Annotated in this window: 12 protein-coding genes; 3 read left to right on the forward strand and 9 right to left on the reverse strand. The window is 61.1% G+C overall.

The features are described from left to right. Positions 1-19: 19 nt before the first annotated feature. The 5 genes from ONB52_11465 to ftsH all read right to left on the reverse strand — a co-directional run bounded on the left by ONB52_11465 (position 20) and on the right by ftsH (position 6309). Positions 20-793 carry a histidine kinase gene (locus ONB52_11465; GenBank protein ID MDZ7416756.1) on the reverse strand — a complete coding sequence of 258 codons (774 nt, stop codon included), beginning with the start codon at positions 791-793 and terminating at the stop codon, positions 20-22. Between the two features lie 349 nt (positions 794-1142). Continuing rightward, positions 1143-1841: a cell wall-active antibiotics response protein gene (locus tag ONB52_11470; GenBank protein ID MDZ7416757.1), complete on the reverse strand. Its 699-nt coding sequence runs from the start codon at positions 1839-1841 to the stop codon at positions 1143-1145. After that, positions 1838-2218, reverse strand: a complete 381-nt coding sequence (locus ONB52_11475) for a DUF5668 domain-containing protein (GenBank protein MDZ7416758.1) — start codon at positions 2216-2218, stop codon at positions 1838-1840. The genes ONB52_11470 and ONB52_11475 overlap by 4 nt, the downstream gene beginning before the upstream one ends. Positions 2219-3232: 1014 nt before the next feature. Next, the gene (locus ONB52_11480; GenBank protein ID MDZ7416759.1) at positions 3233-4141 is read right to left on the reverse strand and encodes a hypothetical protein; all 909 of its coding nucleotides are present in this window, start codon (positions 4139-4141) and stop codon (positions 3233-3235) included. 233 nt (positions 4142-4374) lie between these two features. Further along, positions 4375-6309, reverse strand: coding sequence for an ATP-dependent zinc metalloprotease FtsH (gene ftsH, locus ONB52_11485; GenBank protein ID MDZ7416760.1), 1935 nt, complete (start codon positions 6307-6309; stop codon positions 4375-4377). Between the two features lie 898 nt (positions 6310-7207). On the opposite strand from ftsH, the gene ONB52_11490 reads away from it, so the two are divergent. Further along, the gene (locus ONB52_11490) at positions 7208-10006 is read left to right on the forward strand and encodes a gliding motility-associated C-terminal domain-containing protein (protein MDZ7416761.1); all 2799 of its coding nucleotides are present in this window, start codon (positions 7208-7210) and stop codon (positions 10004-10006) included. A 650-nt stretch (positions 10007-10656) separates the two neighbouring features. After that, positions 10657-13137, forward strand: coding sequence for an OmpA family protein (locus ONB52_11495; protein ID MDZ7416762.1), 2481 nt, complete (start codon positions 10657-10659; stop codon positions 13135-13137). Positions 13138-13321: 184 nt separating this feature from the next. On the opposite strand, the gene htpG is transcribed toward ONB52_11495, so the two are convergent. The 4 genes from htpG to trxB all read right to left on the reverse strand — a co-directional run bounded on the left by htpG (position 13322) and on the right by trxB (position 17480). Then, positions 13322-15184, reverse strand: a complete 1863-nt coding sequence (gene htpG / locus ONB52_11500; protein MDZ7416763.1) for a molecular chaperone HtpG — start codon at positions 15182-15184, stop codon at positions 13322-13324. A 121-nt stretch (positions 15185-15305) separates the two neighbouring features. Continuing rightward, positions 15306-16169, reverse strand: coding sequence for a deoxyribonuclease IV (locus tag ONB52_11505; GenBank protein MDZ7416764.1), 864 nt, complete (start codon positions 16167-16169; stop codon positions 15306-15308). After that, a complete protein-coding gene (locus ONB52_11510; GenBank protein MDZ7416765.1) occupies positions 16166-16501 on the reverse strand; it encodes a hypothetical protein in 336 nt (111 codons plus the stop codon). Before ONB52_11510 ends, ONB52_11505 begins: the two co-directional genes overlap by 4 nt. Before the next feature lie 40 nt (positions 16502-16541). Then, complete coding sequence (gene trxB, locus ONB52_11515; GenBank protein MDZ7416766.1) at positions 16542-17480, reverse strand: thioredoxin-disulfide reductase; 939 nt, start codon at positions 17478-17480, stop codon at positions 16542-16544. A gap of 1250 nt (positions 17481-18730) precedes the next feature. Here trxB and ONB52_11520 point away from each other — a divergent pair. After that, complete coding sequence (locus tag ONB52_11520) at positions 18731-20404, forward strand: M28 family peptidase (protein MDZ7416767.1); 1674 nt, start codon at positions 18731-18733, stop codon at positions 20402-20404. Positions 20405-20698: the final 294 nt, after the last annotated feature.

Consider the following 20698-nt stretch of genomic DNA (forward strand, 5'->3'; position numbering starts at 1 on the left):
ACAGCGCGCGGCGAACCTCTCAGGTCAGCGCCGGCAGCGACAACTCGACGCGAAAGCATCCGGGAGTATCGAAGATATCGACGCGTGCTTCACTGCCAAAGAGGGTCAGCAGCCGCTGTTTCACATTTTCGAGTCTACTGCCCGGCCGGGACGTGCGGGGTCGGTCCGGGTCACAGGGATTTTCCAGGGCGAGTTGCAGGCGGCTGCCGTTGCGCTGTGCCGGCAGTGAGATGATACCATCTGCCACCAGATGCGCAATGCCGTGAGTGATGGCGTTTTCCAGCAGCGGCGACACCAGGCAGGGTTTGCTGTCCTCCGTGATCGTTTCCTTCACCTTCAGGCGCGCGCCCAGGCGAACTTGTTCGATGGCAAGAAGGGCCTGTGCCAGCTTCAGCTCCTCCGCCAGCGAAATGCGGCTTTGTGTGCCGCGCTGCAGGGTTTGGCGCAGAAAATCCGCCAGCTCCAGGCACATGCGCCGTGCCGCGCCGGGATTTACACGGGTGAGCGCGCTGATGGCGTTCAGGCTGTTGAAAAGAAAGTGCAGGGCGATTTGTGTCTGCAGCGCTTTGAGCTCGGCCTCGCGTGCGTGAATATGAAACTCCAGGGTTTGCTTTTCGGTTAATCGCGCCTCTTCGGAGGCGATGATCAAGTAATGGCCAACGACGCTCAGCCAGAACAGGAGCAGGCCGATGCCGGCAAGCACCGGCATGACGCGGACATATTCGGCCTCCACATTCTGCCAGACCGCGAGGCGCGCCAGAGGGCGCTCCAGGCCCTGCCCAGCGTAATCCAAAGCGCACTGGTCACGGCGGCGGTGAGCAGATGCACTGTTATCAACCGGCTGGGCGCGGTACGTGAAAGTGGGAAAGCGCGACAGAGATACCACGCGGCCAGGCACATGAAAGCATAGATCAGGGCCAGCGGCAGGCCAAGCGCCAGCGCCGCTTTCCAGGCCGGGTTGCGCATGAATTTCACCAGAGCGGCCAACACCACGGCGGCCAGCAGCCAGGCCGTGAGACAAAGGCGGAACCAGCGCTTTTGTACCAGAAGCGGATGCATACGCAAGCTCTCTCAGCGCAATGCGGGGGGGGCAGGCAACAGCCGCAACATACGCATGCGCCGGCCTCTTCTCGAGCGGAAAATCAATTCTTGACTTCGGCGCCGCCCATCACCGCGATGCCCTTGATGATCAGCCGCTTGCCGGTGTCGCTTTTGGGCGGCAGGGTGCTGTCCGCGAAACCGCCCATGATCGGCAGGCCCTTGAGGGTCACGCTCCAGGTTTCCGGCACACGAATCTCGATGCCCCCCCACCAGGCCAAGACGTCGATGACGGCTTCGTTGCCGCGCATGGCCGCCTGGCGCAGGTCGAGCTTGCAGCCGCCCATGATCGCGGTCAGCTCGCCGCCGCGGAAATCCTGCGAATTATTGGTGCGTTCGAAGCCGCCCATGATGGCCAGGCCATGCACGTAGTTGTCGGAATCCAGGTTGCCATCCTGGCGGCGGTAACGTGTCCATGCGCGCATCATCATGCTGATGCCGGCGGCGATAAAAAGGACCGGCCAGAAGAAATCCCAAAAGTTGAAATACACCAGGTCCAGACTGCGCAGCAGCAGCAGCCCGCCGAGTGCGATCAGGATCACGCCGCCCACGCGGCCGGCAGCACCGTCACTCTGCGCGAGCTTGATGAGCCCGAAGAGGATCACCAGCGCCGGCCAATAGCGCAGGTAATCGCCCCGGTAGATGAGGCCGAGATTGTCGAGCACAAAGACGAGGCCCAACAAAATTAGCACCAGCCCCAACACGAGCTGCGGAGTCAGGCGAAAACGCTTCTCATCGTTCATGTTTGTTCTCCTTCTGCCTTCATTCTGGCGCGCGTATCATCCCGCGACTGCCAGATGGCACTGATGCCGGCAGCCACCAGCAGCAGCGGCCAGGATTCGCCGAAACTCAAACCGAACACGTGAAAAAACGAAATCAACAGCCAAAGGCCGATCACCACCAGCCAGTAGCCGTTGCGGCGTTCACGAAAGTCGCCGGACGCGAAGAACTTGCCAAGCCCCAGGAACACCAACAGCAGGGGCCACCACCGCCACAAATCCCAGAGTGCGTCCAGATAAATCACGCCGAGATTGTGCAAGAAAACGACCACACCCAGGGCAATCAACAGCCCGCCGAGGAGAAGATGCGGCGCCCAGCACCAGCGCGAGGTTTGTCTCATAGTCCGCCTCTCAAAAATGATTTTGGATGATTTTGGTTCGGGCATAAGATACGGCGAAGATTGCCAAAAGCTGCGCGTGCATCGGCAAATGGCGGGGAAATGCCGGTGAACGGCGGTGACGGGGAGGAAGCGTATGCCCGTTTGGGGTGTTTTTTTTGAGTTGGTTGCCTGGCTGAAGCTTGGCGCGGCGAAATTCGCCTGTTTGAAAAGGACGTCAGTTTTTTCTCTCACGAAAATACGCTCCCGCGAAAAAGCTTTCTCCCGTGGGAGTTTTGCTGTCCGGGCGGAATGTTTGTGTTTGATGCCGATGCCGGCTCATGTTTCCTCCCACGAAAATACACTCCCACAAAAAAGTTTTTTTCCGTGGGGGTTTTGCTGTCGTGGGCGGACAGAGACAGCTTTTCACAAACGGCCGTCATCATTTCGTGTCCATCCGAAATCACAAACTTTTTTGCAGTTTTTTGCAATGGCTTGGCCGTTGCCAAAGAAACCCGGGGGGGGTCGCCTGAATTTTGCACCCAGATTGATCCCATCAGCGGGGAGTGCCGATTTGATCGCGACGCCCGACCACGCAAGGCGTGGTGCATGGAAAATCTGGCAGGCAAACGTGCGGTCAACTCCGGCAGGGCTGCACTTCACACACACCATTCCTCCCGGACAACAGCAAGCCAGCATACAAAAGTCAGGCAGCACGACAGGGATTCAACCCTCGGTATCAGGCTCCAACACAAACAATCCGCCCGTGGAAGCAGAAATCCCCCGGAAAAAGCCATTTCGCGGAGGTCTATTTTCGGGGAGAAAAGCCGTGACGCCTTCGGCAAACGGGCGAATTTCGCAGCCAGAACCGCGCGACATTCGAAAAAAGTCTTGCATGGCTTCCAACGGAACAACTGTCGGCGCTTTATGAACACGCAATTTATTCCAGGGAACAGCAAGCCCGCATGCAAAATTCAGGTCTCAACAGCACCCCGGCTCGGCGGGGGTGGAACGTTCCCGGACAAACACTATCTTGTTTCAGAACCTCACTTCCCGTCCCACTCCCACCAGTCCTCCCCAACCGCCTTCGTTGGCAGTCAGGCCGTGGGCCAGGGAAAATTCCAGTTCGCCATACCGGCTGCGCCAGCGGCCGCCGGCACGCAGCACGCCGCGCGCCTCAGTGCCCGCCGGAATGAGGTTGCGCGTGGTCAAATAACCATTGATCTCCGCCGCGATTTGCAGACGGGGGGAAATGTTGCAGCTCGCCGCCAGGCCATAGATGAGCACGTCGTTCTGTTCATCGGTTTCCAGCGGCGCCGTGAGAATCCCCAAGCCCGTTTCGGTCAACAGCGTGATGTGGTGGAATCTCTGCGCGAACAGAACAGCCAGAAAGACATCCGTGGTGTTGGTGCCAATGCCTTTTTTTTGAGTGGAATTGGGCAGGCGGGTTGCCACGCGCAGACCGAGGGCGGTGGTGTGTCCCGCGTTTTGCACCAGGCGCACGACGGTGGCCACGGAAAAATCGCCGGCATCGCGGATGGTGCCGCGGCGGGGAAAACCGGGTCTGGGCTGTGAGGCACGCTCGTCGATCGTGAGCTGCTGCCAGACGGCGCCGCGCACCTGCAGCACCACGCTCTCGGCCACGCCGGCATCAAGGCGAATTACACCCAGGCGCAGCAATCGGCCCCGCAGGCCGGAAAGCGGCGCGTGCCAATCCCGCCGCAGTTCATCGGCGAAACTCAGGTGCAAGCCCGCCGGTGCGTGCCAAAGGGTGTTGGTCTGCAGAAAAGAGGGCACGGTCAAACTCGCGGAGCGCTGCTTGTGATCAGCGCATGCCTCGGGCCCGGCGGGCGCGGCTGCCGGCGCGGCACTGGCAAACAACAGCACCAGTAAGACAACGGGATGAAAGCCGCGGCGATTGTCACGGCCATGCGCTGGCGCCGGCATGCCGGCGGTTGCCGACCTTCCGCCGGCACGGCACGCCTGGCAGAAAGGGATTGCTGCCCGGGGCATGATCACTCTCGCATAAATTTTTCACCGCCGGCCGAGCCGGGGCTTTCCGCACAATGGACGCTCTGAGGCGTTTGGGCGGCGGCCAGGCTGCCGCCGAAATCCTTGTAATAATCTTCGCAAGATCCCTGCGAACGACAGCCAGGGGAAAACGCCCGCCACGCTGCCATTCAGGCCGGTGGTTTGCCATTCTCTTGATTGCCGGCAGTGAGGGGCCCGGCAGCCGGCTTGTTCCTGCCCTGCAGCACCTCCTGCAGCTCTTCGCCTTCCACCATTTCCTTTTCGAGCAGCAGGGTGGCAAGACGTGCGAGCTGGCGGCGTTTGCGCCAGAGCAGACGCTCGACTTCATGATAGGCCTTGTCGACAATGTTGCGCACCTCTTCGTCGATCTGGCCGGCGACCTTTTCGCTATAGGGTTTGCCGAAGGACTCGCCGCCGGGAAAAAGATGGCGCTTGTCATGGCCGTAGAACAGGGGTCCCAACCGGTGGCTCATGCCATATTCGGTGACCATGCTGCGCGCGATGGCGGTGGCGCGTTCGAGGTCATTTTGCGCACCGGTGGAAATTTCCTTGAAGACGATTTCTTCCGCCACCCGGCCGCCGAGCAACACCTTGAGCCGGCCCAGCAACTCCGTGCGGGTCATGAGATAGCGATCTTCCGTGGGAAGCTGGAGTGTGTGGCCAAGCGCCGCCACGCCGCGCGGAATGATGCTGACGCGATGCACCGGATCGACACCTTCGACACTGGCAGCCACCAGGGCGTGACCGGCTTCGTGGTAGGCCACGATTTCCTTTTCGCGCTTGTTGAGCACACGGCTCTTCTTTTCCAGGCCGGCAAGGACGCGATCAATCGCTTCTTCGAGATCGTGCATGTCAATCTGGCGCTTGTTGGCGCGCGCCGCCAGCAGCGCCGCCTCGTTGATGACATTGGCGAGATCCGCGCCCACGAAGCCGGGCGTGCGCGAGGCGATCACACGCAAGTCCACGTCCCGGGCGAGCCGGACTTTGTTGCCGTGCACGCGCAGGATGGCCTCCCGGCCGGCAAGGCTGGGCCGGTCCACCACGATTTGGCGGTCGAAGCGGCCGGGCCGCAGCAACGCCAGGTCCAAAATCTCCGGACGGTTGGTGGCGGCCATGATGATCACGCGATTGTTGGCATCGAAGCCGTCCATCTCCACCAACAGTTGATTGAGCGTGTGTTCGCGCTCATCGTGGCTGTTGAACGGGCTGGCGCCGCGTGCCTTGCCGATGGCATCCAGTTCGTCGATGAAGATGATGGCGGCCTTGTGACGCTGCGCCTGCCGGAAGAGATCGCGCACGCGCGCTGCGCCCACCCCCACGAACAGTTCGACGAATTCCGAGCCGCTGAGCTGATAGAATGGCACGCCGGCCTCGCCCGCCACCGCGCGCGCCAGCAGGGTTTTGCCCGTGCCCGGCGGCCCGAGCAGCAGCACGCCTTTGGGAATGCGGCCGCCAAGCGCAATGAACTTGTCCGGCTGCCGCAAAAACTCCACGACCTCGCGCACTTCCTCCACTGCCTCATCGATGCCGGCCACGTCTTTGAAAGTGACTTTGGTGTTGCCTTCGACATAGACCCTGGCCTTGTTTTGCCCGATCGTCATCACACCGCGCTGGGGGTTGAAGCGGCGCGAGAGCAGGCTCATCACGAAGAAAATGAGAATGAGAAACAGCAGGGTGGCGGCGAACATGAGCAGCATATCCTGCCACCAACTGTCGCCGGGCTTTCCGGCATAAACCACGCCCGCAGCCTCGAGCTCTTTGATCAGGTCCGGATCATCGATCGGTATCGTAACAAAGGCGGTTTCACCGGGCCGGGCGGCCTCCCGATGCAAGAATTTCACCAGGAAGCCGGGGGCTTCGGCCGCGGCAGTGGAATCGGCGCGCAGGAAACCGGTGATCCTGTCCGGCGCGATGGTGCAGCGGGTGATCTTTTTCTGTCGCAGCAGGCTTTTGAATTCACTGTAAGAGAGTTGTCGGGCAGCTGACCCGCCCGGAAGCTGCGGCAGGACAAAGGTGAGAAGCGCGGCCAGCGCCAGCAGCAAAAGCCACACGCGCGGTCGTGAACGGGTTTTCTTCGTTTCCATAATTCCTTCCGTTGCTTGCGGCTGGGCGAAAATTGCATGCTTGGCAGTGGTGGTGAAGATATGCCCACAGCCGGGCAAAGTCAAGCGCCATGCCATCATGCCTCGGTCACGTGTGGGGATGTGGCGCAGACCTCCCACCTGCAGACAAGCAGACCTATGGCACCATTTTTTCACCTGAATGATTTCAGAACCGTGAAGCCCGCAATGAGCGCGAAGTTTGAACCTGAATTTTGCATGCGGGCTTGCTGTTCCCTGGAATAAATGGCGTGCTCACAAAGCACCGTCAGCCCTTCCGTTCGAAGTCAAGCAGGGCTTTTTTTCGAAAGTGGAGAGCCCCCACTTGCGAAATTCGCCCGTTTGCCAAACGGCGTCACGGCTTCTCTCCCACGAAATGGCTTTTTCCGTGGGCTTTATGCTTTCGTGGGCGGATTGTTTGTGTTTGATCCTGCCCCTGAGGGTTGCATCGCTGTGGGGCTGGCTGAATTTTACCTGCTGGTTTGCTGTTGTCCGGAAGAAAGGGCGTGTGAAGTGCATCTCCGCCGGAGTTGAGCGCACGTTTGCCGGCAAAATTTTTTATGCACCACCCCCTGGGCAGTTGAGCATCGCGATCAAATCGGCGTTTCTCGCAAAGGGGGTCAATCTGGGTGCAAGATTCAGGTTCGAAAAATTGGGCAGTGTTGGGCAAAGAGGCCGGCGCTGCCCTACACGCACGGAAGGCTTGCGCCACGCCGTACTTCCATCTTGACAAATTGCACAACATTCCTAAATTGAGCTGCAAGTCGATTCCACGAGCCTTGATCCCCCCCTTGTGATCTGCAACGACAGGCTTCAGGATGGTGCTCAGCCCCAATCCCAGGAGGATGATGTGCTTCCTTTGGGGAAGACGTCGCAGGGTTGGTTGCCAGGCATTCTCGTTTTGTTGAGCAGCGCGCTTGAACTATGGGGGCAGGCAGCAGGCAGCCACCTCACCTTTGGTGACCATCGCCGCTTCAAAACACCCGCCGGTGACACGGCACAACTGCTGCGCAGCGGCAACGGCGTGGTGGCGGTACAAGTCCGCGCCACCACCGACACCCTGCCCACCGGCCACATTGTGCATGCCGGCCTGTTCAATATCGGCACTGCGCAGGATCAGCCGTTGCTGTTCGATTTCCCCGCGCCGCCGCAAACCTCCCATCTCAACCTCTGGCTGGATGGCGCGCTCTACAGCAATGATCCGCTGGTCACCGGCCTGCCCAATCTTCCCCTGGCACAAGCACCCCTCCTGCTGCCAGATGGCACGATTCAATGCGAATACCGTGTTGGCCAGTTTGCCCTCACCCAGCGCCTGCGGCCGGAACAATTCAGCGACACCACCGGTGCGATCTTCATGCAATACCTGCTCACCAATTACGACACGCAGGCACATCAGGCCGGTCTGCTGCTCGAGCTCGACACCAAAATCAACCAGAATGACGCCACGCCTTTTCTCACCAGCGCCGGCTACAGTCGCGCGGAAAAAGTCTTTGCCGGTGCCGCGGTGCCCGATTTCTATCTGGCGTTCGAATTCGGCCCGGATTCCAGCGGGCTGGTGGCGCAGGGCACGCTCGCGCGCGCGCATGCCACCCGCCCCGATTTCCTGGCCATCGGTGACTGGATCAACCTCAGCCAGGTGCAGTGGGATTACACCCCCGACACGCTGAATTTCAAAGACAGCGCTTTGTTGTTGCGCTGGGATCCGGTGCCCCTGGCGCCGGGTGAAACCCGCTCCCTCGCCACCTATTACGGCCTCGGTGATGTCCAGCGCGCACCCGGCGTTCTCTCCCTGAATCTCAACATGCCCGCGCGCCTCACATGCGTCAACGATTCCCTGGCGCCCAATCCCTTCAGCGTAAGCCTGCTGGTCAGCAATCGCGGTTTCTCCACCGCTCAACAGGTCGTGGCGGAGCTGGAGCTGCCCCCTGGCTTGTTGCTCGCGCCCGGCGAGTTCGCCCGCAAGAGCCTCACCCCCGACAGTCTGGCGCCGCAGGCGAGCGGCACCGTGGCGTGGTCGGTGAGGGCCCTGCCGGTGGCGGCCGACGTGAATTTGCGCGTGCGGGCAATGGTCACGGCACGGGGTGCCCCGGAGAACGCCGTGGAAACCACCCTTGCCCTTCCCTACTGCCGCGTGGCGGGCTTTGAAATGGTGATCTCACCGCGGCGGCGCGCGCTTCAGGCCGGCAGCCGTGCGGAATTTCAAGTGCTGGTGCAGCCGCTCGGCAGTTTTAATCAACCGGTGGCGCTGTCTTTATGGCCGGCCCTGCCGGGCGTGAGCGCACACTTCGAGCAGCCGGTGGTTTCACCGGGAAGTTTGACGACCCTGGTGTTGCAAACCGCGGCGAGCCTGCTGGCCGGCACCTATGATTTCATCATCACCGGCCGCGCCGGCAATCTCGCGGTGAGTGATACGATTTCCCTGGAGGTTGCCGGAGTGTTGCTGGATCACGACCCTCCTTTCACCACCGGCCACAATCCCGGCCGCGGGGCGGTGAATGTGCTGCCCGAGGGCGCCCTCACCGTGGAGATTCACGACACCGGCGCGGGAGTGGACAGCGCCACGATTGTGCTGGCGGTGAATGATCGCCGCGTCACGCCGGTGATCTCCGGCAGCCCGCCAAACTACCTGGTGCGCTATCAGCCGCAAACGGCATGGCATTACAACGAGGAAGTCACGGTGAGCGTGCGTGCCGCAGATTTGGCCTCGCCACCCAACCTCATGCCGGAGGAGCGCTATCGCTTCAGCATCGTGCGCGATGAGCAGCCGCCGTTTGTCAGCGACCGCCAGCCCGCCGCCGGTGCGCAGGAGGTGGCGGCCAACACCGCCATTTCTTTTCATCTGCGTGATGAGGCCAGCGGGGTCGCCGGCGAAAGCCTTGCGCTGTGGGTGAACGGCGCGGCGGTGGTGCCCGCGCTCAGCGGCGGCCCGCGCGATTATCTCGTGCAGTATCAACCCGCGGTGGCGTTTGCACCCGGCGAAAACGTGACCGTCAGAATCACGGCGCACGATCGCGCCCTGCCGCCCAATCACCTGGTGGAGGAATTCAGTTTCCGCGTGCGGCCTGCGGTTTATGATTTGATGGTGACCGTATTGCGGCCGCTCGGCGATTTGCGACCCAACGCCGGCGCCCGGGTGGTGGGTGAAATTCGCAATCGCCGGGACGCCATTGCCGAACCTTTCCGCCTCGAGCTGCGCCGCGATGGCGAACTGGTGCAGGATACTTTGATCACCGCGATGGCCGGCGGCGCCACGCTCAGCAAAACCTTTGCGGTGAATTTCCGGCAAACCGGCAGTCAACGCCTGCTGCTGCGCGTCGATGCCGATGATCAAATCGCCGAGGAAGCCGAGGACAACAACAGTCAGGAGCTGGTGGTGGAGCTGTTGCCGGCGGAACCGGCGCCGGCATTTTCGGTGCGGCCCAACCCCTTCACCCCCAACCACGACGGTTACAATGATGCGGTGAAATTTTCCTATGCCGGCCTGGCGCTGGCACAGCCGGGGCTGCGCGTGTTCGATACCGCGGGCCGAACCGTGCTGTCCGTCGATCGTTTGCCGGCGAATGAATTCCTCTGGGATGGCCGCGATGATCACGGCCGGCCACTGCCGCCCGGGGTTTATCTCTATTCTTTGCAGAATCACGGCCGCAATGTCAAGAACGGCTATGTCGTGCTGGCGCGCTGAAGGGAAACCGGCGACACCGCGGTCGGGGTTGGCGCAGCGCGGACCTCCTGTCTGCCTGCACGCTGGCAGCCCAAGGCTGCCAGCTTTTTCGGGCCGATATCATCCCAAAGCCCAAACCCGCAAGGACGCGAAACCGCAGAGGTTTCACCAAGAATCACCGTTCCGCCACGGTTTGACCGTGGCTTGATCTTGCGATTCTGCGGATGCTTTCAGCAGGAATGCCACGGCCAAGCCATGGCAGATTTAAAAAAGGGGGGTGAGCGAAGATTTTTTAACCAGGCAACTCACCACGAGCATGCGGGAAAATCTCTGGTGGCTTGTATGATTTTTGTGGTGCGGAGGCTTGTTGTTTGAAAAGTGGGCCTGCGATTGGAATCGCAGACTCAAAGCCGGCTTGTCACCCCATTGGTGGGCAGCCGCTTTCAGGCGGTTCCAGCTTTTGCCTGGGAATTTATTCTCAGGCCGCGTCATTCTCATGGCATACCCTATGGCGTCCTCCGGTATTGTGCATGTGGGAGAATGCTCCTGCCAGGACCCGGCCGTCGCAGCAAAGCCCCGGCGTTTTGGTGATATGTGAGCTTTGGAAGCCCCGAAACAACCGAGCTTGTGACGTTTTCCGACAGACACCACGACCTTTTCCCGGCATAAGAATGCGAAACCACCTCCACAAGCACTGGCCACTCCTGGCCGGCCTGCTGTTGCTTGCCCAGACCGCCACTGCCCAGCTTGCTGATCCACGCAATCCCTCGACCCTGCAAGACAGCCGCATAGTTTTCGCCAATCCCGCCGCCACCGCGCTGCTGGCCGGGCAGGCCTATCTCGGCTTGCAGCTCATCTACCCCGGCGCGATTGCAGACAACGCCTTTGCTCTGAAAGCCTCCCACCTGGCCGTCACCTGGCCCGGGCTGGGCGGCACCGCATTTGGCGCGGGTTTGCATCTGCGCCACTTCAGCGCGCCCCTGTTCAGCGAGAATCGTCTGGGCTTGCTCGCCGCCTGTGCCCTCCACGAGAAACTGGCGCTCGGCGGCGATCTGGCCGTGCGCTGGCAGGCATACGATCGCGGAAAATTCGACTTGGTGGATGCTGATGATCCGGTTTTTCGCCGCACCGGCGGGCCATTGATTTTCGATCCCGGTCTTGGTCTGCTCGCGCGCGTGCACGAGACCGTCCTGCTCGGCGCTTCGGTTTATCACTTCAACCGGCCCAATCTCGCGCGCGCCGGGGAACGATACCTCCTGCCGGCGCAGGCAGCACTGGGCGCCACCTTCGATCATCGCTTTGGCCGCTTCGATTTGGGCATCGCCTATCACCGGCAGCAATGGCAACCCGCGTTTGGCGCTGAAGTTTTTGCTAAGCGCCTGGGCCGCCTGCGGCTGGGCTACGGCGCGGAGAATGCGGTGTTCGAAGGCGAACTGCTTCTGCCGCCCGCCGCGGCCCTGCTCTACAGCTTTCACCTGCCCACCAGCGATCTCGGCCTGCTCAGCTCCGGCTCGCATGAGCTGGGCGTGAAGCTGGCGGTGCCGTGGCTCAATCCGCCGGCCGCCGAGCCGGAGGCGCCTTTCTATTTGCAGGCTTTTCCGCCTTCCCGGGTGGTCCTGCCCGATGACACCCCCCTGTACAATCTCAATCTCGTGCGCCGGGAAAATTTCACCAAACCGGTGCAGCTCGAGGTGCGCGAATTGCCGCCGCCTTTGCGGCCGCGCCTCTCGCAAAGCACGGTGCGCGGCATCGAGACCGTGATTCTCGCGCTCGAAGCGCCGGGGAAATTGCAACCCGGCGATTACCCCTTCATCATCACGGCGCGGGCGCCCGGCCATGTGCATCACCTGCCCGTGCATCTGCGCGTGAACAACATGCCCCGGCTGGTGCCGGAAATTTTTGCCACGATCGACAGCGTGGAAATCATCGAGCTGCGCAATGTTCTGGAGGAATTGCCGCTCATTCCGCGCCTGTTCTTCCCGCAGTCGCAAAGCCGGCTGCCGGAGAATCGTTATGACCTGCTCAGCCCGCAGCAGCACGTGTTCGTCATGGCCAACGTCACCGAGATCAATGCCGCCTATCGCAACCTGCTGAACATCATGGCGGCGCGCCTGGCGCAGAATCGCACGGCGGTGATCACCCTCACCGGCTACAGCTCGGGGCCGCCTTATGAGGCGGACTGGCGCAGCCTCGCGCTTGGCCGCGCCCGGGCGGTGAAGAATTATCTGGTCGACAGTCTGCAGGTGCTGCCGGAGCAGGTGGTGATTGCCCCGCCCCAACGGCCGGCGCGCAGCCATGCGCTGCCCAGTCTGCCGCGCCAGGAAGAATGGCAGCGCGTCGAGATTAGCGCGCCGCCGCCGTTCGAGCAGCAAATCCTGGGGCCGTTGCTGGTCACCAAAAAAGAAGTCGAGGCGCAGCCGCCACGGTGTGCTTTCGTCACCAAATACTCCGTTGCCGAAGCCGGTCTGGCAGCCTGGCAAATCACCCTGATGAATGATCAACAGGACACGGTGGAGGTGCTCGCAGGCAACGCAGAAATGCCGGACACGGTGTTTTGGGAATGGCAGCATGCCCTGGTGCAGCAACACCCCAAAGCCGCCACCGCCGTCGAGGCGATCCCCCTGCCGCGCGGCAGCGACAACGCAGGGTGGCCGCAGTCCGGCTTTTTCACCCTAACGCTGCGCGATGCGCTCGGCCAGACCGCCACTTCGCCGCAGCGCCGCCTCGCCATTCGCCATCGCACCCGGTTGGCCAATGAAGTCGGCATCGAGCGCATTCCAATTTTTCTGTTCGGCTTTGCCGAACATCAATTCAGCAGCCATTCCCGCCAGTTGCGCAAAAAGCTGCGGCTGATTGCCGCCAAGCTGGAGGCGGATCCGGAAGCGACCTGTCTGCTCAAGGGCCACACCGATGCCATCGGCGACCAGCTCAACAATCGCTGGCTCTCGATCCGCCGCGCCAAAACCGTGTTTGACATGCTGGCCTCCTTCGGCATCAGCCCCGAGCGCATGACCTACATCGGTTTGGGCGAAGAAGAACCACTGGCAGACAACCGCCTGCCGGAGGGCCGCATGATGAACCGCCGCGTCGAGGTTCACATTCGCCACTCGCCCAACTGGCGCAACACCGCTGCCCGTTTCGGGTTCGACTGATCCGCCTGCCGCCGGGCCGCCCCGCGCTCCAGGCAAAACCTACAAGTTCGCACCGCAACACAGATGCCGCCAAAAACAAAATCCCACGGCCGCCGGTTTGACACGGCGCGGTCGTGGGATTTTGTCGTGGCCATGACGCCCGGCGCCCGCCAACCGGGCAAACCTCGCGCGCCTCAGGCAAAACTCATTTCGTGGCTTCTTCCAGCAACTCGTTCATGCGATTCACGAAGTCAGCCGGCGAGGGCATGGTGCCCTCCAGCAGCAAGGCGCCTTCATACAACTGCAGGATGCTCTTGCGCAGGATCGGATCGGTCGGGCTGCTGAGATTGCGCCGCGAAAGATTCTTGATGAGCGGATGGGACAGGTTGACTTCCAGGATGCGTTTGGCAGCAGTGTAGTTCTGGTCCATCAGCTTCATCATCTTTTCCATCTGGCTGTCCAGGCCGTTTTTGCCCGCCACCAGCGTCACCGGCGAGTTGACCAGCCGCTTCGACGCCACCACGTCCTCCACCTTGTCCCCCAGCGTTTCACGGAAAACCGTGAGCAGTGATTTCGCCAGATCACCGCTCAACGCTTCCTGTTCGCCGGCCTGATCGCCGGCGAGTTCCAGGTCCGCCTTGTCGATGGAAAGCAGGGGCTTCTTGTCATATTCATGGAGCGCAGGCAGCACAAACAGATCCACCGGGTCGGTGAGCAACAGCACTTCGATCGCGTGCTTGCGGAAATATTCGAGCTTGGGATTTTTTTCGACCGCCTCGCGGCTCTCGCCGGAGAGATAGTAGATCGCCTTTTGTTCGGGTTTCATGCGGCTGACATAATCGCGCAGACCGGTCAGCTCGCCGCGCTCCAGCCGGGTCGATTCATAGCGCAGCAGCTCGATGATCTTGTCGCGATTGGCGTAGTCGGTGTTGACGCCGGTCTTGAAGAACGGGCCAAAATTGCGATAGAACCTGTCGAATTTCGGCTTCTCCTGTTTCGCCCAGTCCGCGAGGAAGGCCAGAATTTTTTTGGTGAGGATGTCGCGGATTTTCGCCATCGCCGGGCTGCTTTGCGTGAGCTCGCGCGAGACGTTGAGCGGCAGGTCGGCCGTGTCGACCACACCCTTCACAAAGCGCAAATAGTCCGGCAGCAGCTCTTTGCAGTCATCCTGAATGAAAACTTTGTTGGAATAGAGGTGCAGGGAGCGTTCGTGGGGATCGCGAAACCACAGCGGCGGTGCGGTTTCGGGGATGAAGACCAGCGCGTTGAATGTCACTGCGCCTTCAACCGCCAGATGCAGATGGCCGAGCGGCGGATTGTAGTCGTTGCTGATGAACTTGTAAAACTCGATCAACTCCTCCTCGCGCACCTGTTCCTTGGGCTTGTGCCAGAGCGCGGCGACCGTGTTGACCTTTTCCTTGCCGAGGTAAATGGGGAAGTCGACAAAATTGGAGTATTTGTTGATGATGCGCCTGACCGTGTATTCCTCGCTGAATTCCTTCGCCTGCTCGCGCAGCTTGAAGGAGATGTGGGTGCCGCGGTTCGGCTTGTCGATTTCCTCGATGGTGAAGGTGCCCTCGCCGCCGGAACGCCAGCGCCAGCCCTTCGAATCGGGATCCGCATGGCGGGTTTCGATCGTCACCTCCTCGGCCACCATGAACACCGAATAGAAACCGACGCCAAACCGGCCAATCAGATTGCCGTCGAGCGTGCGATTTTCCTGCTGCACTTTCTGCAGGAACTCCAGCGTGCCGGAGCTGGCCACCGTCCCGATTTTGTCGATCAGGTCTTCGCGTGTCATGCCGATGCCGGTGTCGGTGATGGCAAAAGTGTGTTCTTTGGCATCCAGCGTGACGGTGATTTTCAGATCGGCATCGGGGTCCAGCACATTGCGGTCGGTGAGCAGGCGGAACCGGATCTTGTTGAGCGCATCCGAAGCGTTGGAGATCAACTCGCGCAGAAAGATTTCAGGGTGCGTGTACAGCGAGTGCACGATCAGATGGAGCAATTGCTTCATCTCCGCCTTGTACTCGAACTCCTGAATTTTGCGGGCTTGATCAGCAGCCATATGACATCATCTCCTCTGTTACTTCCGATGGGTGGAGGTTCATGCGTCAATGCCTGACGCGGCGCCGCCGCGACTTTGTTTCATGGCGGCGGCGCAAATGTATGACACGCCCGCGGGATTTTCAAGGGTTGGCTGCGGGCACCGTGCCTGCCGCTGTGTTCATGGCGCGCAGCAGCCGCACTTCCCGCCGATAGTTCCGTTCGCCGCCCGGTGTTTCCAAAATGCCCGGCGTGTTTGCCCAGGCGGGATCGTTCACCCAAAAGGCGAAAGCTGCGGCACCGATCAGCCCCCGGCCAATGCCGGCGTGCTGATCGAGGTGGCTGCCCGGCGGTTTGGCGGAATCATTCAAGTGGAGAACCTGCACGCGCGACAAGCCGACGGTCGCCGCAATCCGGCGGCGCAGCCTGCGATAGGCGGCCGCGCTGGAAAAATCATAACCCGCTGCAAACAAATGGCAGGTATCCAAACAAATGCCCACCCGCCGGCCGGCCAGCGCCAAACCCATTGCCAGTTCCTCCAGGGTGCTGCCGAGATAACTGCCCTGGCCGGCGGTGTTTTCCAACAACAGCCGCACGCGGCGGGTGGCACTGCGGTCGAAGGCCTCGCTGACCGCGGCGGCCACGCGCTGCCAGCCGGCCTCCCGGCCGCGACCCTTGTGCGCGCCCGGATGTACCACGACGAATGCAATGCCCAGACGCTCCGCCCGTGCCAGCTCGTCGGCGAGCGTGCGAATGGATTTTTGCCAAAGCCCGGCTTCGGGCGCCGCGAGGTTGATGAGATAGCTCGCGTGAGTGCACAGCGCACGCAACCCGGCAGCTTTTACCGCCTGGCAGAAACCGGCGGCTTGCGCCGCGCCCAGGGGCCGGGCACGCCATTGTCTTTGATTGCGTGAGAAGATTTGCAACGCCTCCCCGCCAATTGCGCGGGCACGCGCCGGCGCCAAGGACAGACCGCCGGCAATGGAAAGGTGGGCCCCGAGGATCATGCGGTGGAATCGTCCGGCCGCCGGCGGGCCTCGGCCTCCGGGAGGTCCGTGCGCTCGCGGTAGTCTGCAAGATGCAGCAGGTGCACCAGACGCTCGAAGCCGGCCAGCCGGCGGCGCAGGGTGAAATTGGCGCGTTGCTTCAAATAACTGGTGAACAGCAACACGAAAAAGCTGAGACAAAACAGCAGGAACCATCCCAGCACGGCGGCAATCGTTTCACCGGTGGGCTGGTGCAACAGCGCCTTGCTGGAATCAAACAAAGTGCTGAAGCAGGCGATGCCCGCCAGCAGCGCCAGCGCCTGCACCAGCCAGCGCAGGTTGAGTTTGATCATTGCCGGATCCCGACAGCAACGCTGGTTGAGGATGATACCGTCAATGCCCGTGGGCTTCCAAATACTTTTCCACGTCCATTGCCGCCTGGCAGCCCATGCCGGCCGCGGTGATGGCCTGGCGGTAGTAGGGATCGACCACGTCGCCGGCGGCAAACACGCCCGCGACGCTCGTCATCGTGCGGGATTTGAGTTTGATGTAGCCGACCTCGTCGATCTCCACCTGGCCCTGCAGAAATTCGGTGTTGGGCTTGTGGCCGATCGCGACGAACACACCGGCAATCGGCATCGCGGTGGTCTTGCCGGTTTTGACGTTCTGCAGCGTCACGCCGGTCACGGTATTCTGCGCCACCTCGTGAATCTCGGTGATCACGCTGTCCCAGATGATGCTGATTTTGGGATTCTTGAAGGTCCGTTCCTGCATGATCTTGGAGGCGCGCAGCTTGTCGCGGCGATGCACCAGATAGACCTTGCTGGCGAATTTGGTGATGAAATTGGCATCCTCCATCGCGGTGTCGCCGCCGCCCACCACAATCACCTCCTGATTGCGGAAGAAGGCACCGTCACAGGTGGCGCAGGTGGAAACGCCGTGGCCCAGCAGTTTGCGCTCCGCGGGCAGCCCCAGCAACTTCGCCGAAGCACCGGAGGAAATGATCACGGTTTGGGCGCGATAGGCTTTTTCGCCGACATAAATCTCGAACGGGTGGGTTTTGAAATTCACGCGATCGACCGTGTCATGAACCAGCCGGGCGCCAAAGCGCTCGGCCTGCTTGCGCATATTCTCCATCAACTCCGGCCCCAGGACACCCTCGGGAAAGCCGGGGAAGTTTTCGACCAGCGTGGTGAGGGTGAGCTGGCCACCGGGTTCCGGCCCGGCAAACACCAGCGGCGCGAGATTCGCGCGCGCGGTGTACAGCGCGGCGGTGTAACCCGAGGGGCCGGTGCCGATGATGATCACATTGTGGATCTCGGAAGATGACATTTTGGATCCTTGCAAATTGATGGTTATGAGAATGCTTTGGAGCTCTTGTCGAAGGGCTGCTGAATTTCCGCAACGATTTCTGTGACGGCGCCCGGGTCGGTTTTGCTCATTAATAGTATCATCTTGGCAAAACCATCACAATCGCGAAGATTTTTTGAAGCGCCGAGCGCGCCAATCACGCAAAGAGAACGGCATGGCTGGCTTCACGCTTTGGGGTCAGTCTGCCCACCGTGTTCTGCCCAAAGACTGCGCGAGCGCGGTTTGCGAGGGGATGGCGAAGTATCGCCACCGATTCTGCATGACGAGCAGCAGATTGCTGCCGGCTACCGCACTGACAGTCGCCTCGCAAGTTGTATCAAAAACTGCCACCAATTCACGAGGCCCAGCTACCGACCTGCTTGAAATGAGGCAACTGCCGCCCTGGGTTCTCATTGAACTGGAATCTCACACTGATGAAAAAGGGCATACAGCGAATGAGGAATGATCGCAACGCATGATTGCACGCAAAAGCATGAGAACACCAGGGAATCCTTCGTGCGCTTTGCGGCTGAGCGGTTGACAGATTGGGTTGCAGCTATGACCGCGCTATGCTTAACCGGTTCTTTAAACAGCGGTCGAACCCGGGCGATCGGCCGGCAGAAGCTTGCCCTCACCGCCCGGCACCCACGCGACACGCGCTGCATTGAACGCTGTCAAGATACGGTCGATTTCCGCCACTTGCAAGGCCATTGTATTGGTGCCGGCGTCGCGCAGAAAGCGTCAGGCTCAGATCAGGGCTGTGCACCAAATGCCATCCGCTCAGCGCACGCGCGCAGGCATCAGGAATCACCGCGAAAATACCGGCGCCCAAAGGCACGATTACGAAAGTTCATTTTCATCATGAGGCTGGCGCAGCCGGCATGGCAAATTACGCGGGAAAACGATCATAGTCGCGAAAATTTTCGGAACCCAGAGTCTCGCCGACGAACGCAGATCCCCAAAATCAGCGGGAATTAGCGTGCATCTGTGTCCCCAAATCACCGCCCAAATGCCGTCGCGCAGGCTGCCAGCCAGCCGGCAGATGAGATGATCTCGGCGCGGAGCCCGCCACGTAACTGAGGCATCACGCGGGGAAGCAGCCGCTTCCGCCCCGAGCATGCGGCAATTTTCCCGTCACATATCTTTTGCATTTTCCGGCAAAAACACTTATCATCGGCACATTTCGCACACCACAAGCCCCTGTAATTCACTCGACCAATTTGGAGGAATGCATGCGTCGTCACTGCCTCTGGGTGCTGGCGTTGTCTTTTGGCCTGGCGGCTTGCGGCCGGCAGGCGGTCTCCGAGTCCGAAGCCGCCAATCTGATTTCAAAGGATGAGATTCTCGCGGACACCCGCGCCCTGTCAGCGGATGACATGGAGGGCCGCGCGCCCGGAACCCCGGGCGGTGAAAAAGCCGCAGCCTATCTCGCCACCCGTTTCAAACAAGTCGGGCTGGCGCCGGTGAATGGCAGCTACTTCCAGAGCGTGCGCCTGGTGGGCATGAAGAAAGATGCCGCCCGCTCAACCCTCAGCCTTTCCCATCCCACCGGCGAGCTGGACTATATTTCCGACTCAACGCTGACCTACTGGTCGAGCGCGCAAAAACCGGTGGTGGATCTGCACCAGGCGCCGCTGCTGTTCGTGGGCTATGGTGTGGAAGCCCCCGAACACGATTGGGACGATTTCAAGGGCGCGCCGGTGGCCGGCAAGGTGTTGCTGTTTCTCAACAACGATCCGCCGGTGACGGAGAACGGCATGGCCCTGTTTCAGGGCGAAACCCGCACCTACTACGGCCGCTGGACCTACAAGTTCGAGCAGGCGATGAAACACGGCGCCGCCGGCGCGTTCATGATTCACACCACTGAATCCGCCAGTTACGGCTTCAATGTCGTGCAGCACAGTGGCGCGGAAGAACATTTCGCACTCGACTTGCCCAACAGCGGCCATCAGGTGGACCTGCTGGGCTGGCTTGATCAAGCCACGGCGGAACGCATCGCGCAACTCATGGGCACCACGCTCGCCGGCTTGTTCGCCCAGGCGGCCAGCCGTGCCTTCAAACCGGTGGATACCGGCGTGCGCGTGAGCGCCCACCTCGAAACCACCATTCGCAAAGTCGAAACCAAAAATGTCATCGGCATGCTGGAGGGCAGCGACCCGCAGCTCAAGGAGCAGGTGATCGTGTTTTCGGCGCATTACGATCATCTCGGCCGGAATGACGATTTGCCCGGTGTAGACAAAATTTACAACGGTGCCTGGGATAATGCCGTGGGCACTGCCGGTCTCATCCATCTCGGTCGCGCCTTTGCCGCTCTGTCGCCGCGGCCGCGGCGGTCGCTTTTGATGCTCGCCTGCGCCGCCGAAGAAAGTGGTTTGTTGGGCAGCCAGTGGTTCACCGCCAACCCGCCGTTTGCACTCGCACGCTTCGTGGCGAACTTCAACGTCGACATGCCGCAAATCTTTGGCTTGACCAGCGACATTGCCGCGATTGGATTGGACATGAGCACGCTGGGCGAGGCGCTGCGCACGGCTGCCAGCCAGTACACGGTCGTTGATTCCACCGGTCAGTCGCAGCCCCTGACGGTGCGCGGCGATCCCGATCCCAATGCCGGCAGCTTCTATCGCTCGGATCAGGTCAACTTCGCGAAGGCCGGCATCCCGGCGCTTTATCTCAACCCCGGCAAGCAATATCTGCGGCCGCCCGCCGTTGATCCCCGGGCGTACCATGATGCGCACTATCATCGCGTGGAGGACGAGGTGAATGACCTCTGGGATCTTTCCGGTTGCGAGCGCGATGTGCGCGTTTTCTTTGCAGCCGCGCTCAAAGTTGCAAATGCGGCGGAACAGCCGCGCTGGGTGCCGGGAAGTGAGTTCGAGGAGGAATGGAAGGCTCTCTACGGCCGGTAGGCCGCGCCGGCAGGGACGATTTCACCATCATGGCACCGGCAACAGCCAGAAAGTGTCTTGATGAGGAATTTGCCTTGCCCGCATGGGGCACCATCGGGATGAAAATGTCGCGCAGATCTCTTGTCTGCCGGCAGGCATGCTCGTGCTAAATTTGAACCGCGAAGTCGCGACGGACGCCAGGCTGGTATCGCTTTGCGTCCTGGGCGGCTTGGCGGTTCAAAAAATCCTCACGGCCGCCGGGATTTTGAAGGCACAACTGTCATGCGCGCTTGCACCTCCTGCACGATGACAACG

The organism is candidate division KSB1 bacterium (assembly GCA_034506255.1).
GTDB lineage: Bacteria > Zhuqueibacterota > Zhuqueibacteria > Zhuqueibacterales > Zhuqueibacteraceae > Coneutiohabitans > Coneutiohabitans thermophilus.

Coding starts and splice junctions, on each gene's coding strand:
- ONB52_11470 (MDZ7416757.1), bottom strand. CDS start 1,841: ATGAACGATGAGAAGCGTTTTCGCCTGACTCCGCAGCTCGTGTTGGGG.
- ONB52_11475 (MDZ7416758.1), bottom strand. CDS start 2,218: ATGAGACAAACCTCGCGCTGGTGCTGGGCGCCGCATCTTCTCCTCGGC.
- ONB52_11480 (MDZ7416759.1), bottom strand. CDS start 4,141: ATGCCGGCGCCAGCGCATGGCCGTGACAATCGCCGCGGCTTTCATCCC.
- ftsH (MDZ7416760.1), bottom strand. CDS start 6,309: ATGGAAACGAAGAAAACCCGTTCACGACCGCGCGTGTGGCTTTTGCTG.
- ONB52_11495 (MDZ7416762.1), top strand. CDS start 10,657: ATGCGAAACCACCTCCACAAGCACTGGCCACTCCTGGCCGGCCTGCTG.
- htpG (MDZ7416763.1), bottom strand. CDS start 15,184: ATGGCTGCTGATCAAGCCCGCAAAATTCAGGAGTTCGAGTACAAGGCG.
- ONB52_11505 (MDZ7416764.1), bottom strand. CDS start 16,169: ATGATCCTCGGGGCCCACCTTTCCATTGCCGGCGGTCTGTCCTTGGCG.
- ONB52_11510 (MDZ7416765.1), bottom strand. CDS start 16,501: ATGATCAAACTCAACCTGCGCTGGCTGGTGCAGGCGCTGGCGCTGCTG.
- trxB (MDZ7416766.1), bottom strand. CDS start 17,480: ATGTCATCTTCCGAGATCCACAATGTGATCATCATCGGCACCGGCCCC.
- ONB52_11520 (MDZ7416767.1), top strand. CDS start 18,731: ATGCGTCGTCACTGCCTCTGGGTGCTGGCGTTGTCTTTTGGCCTGGCG.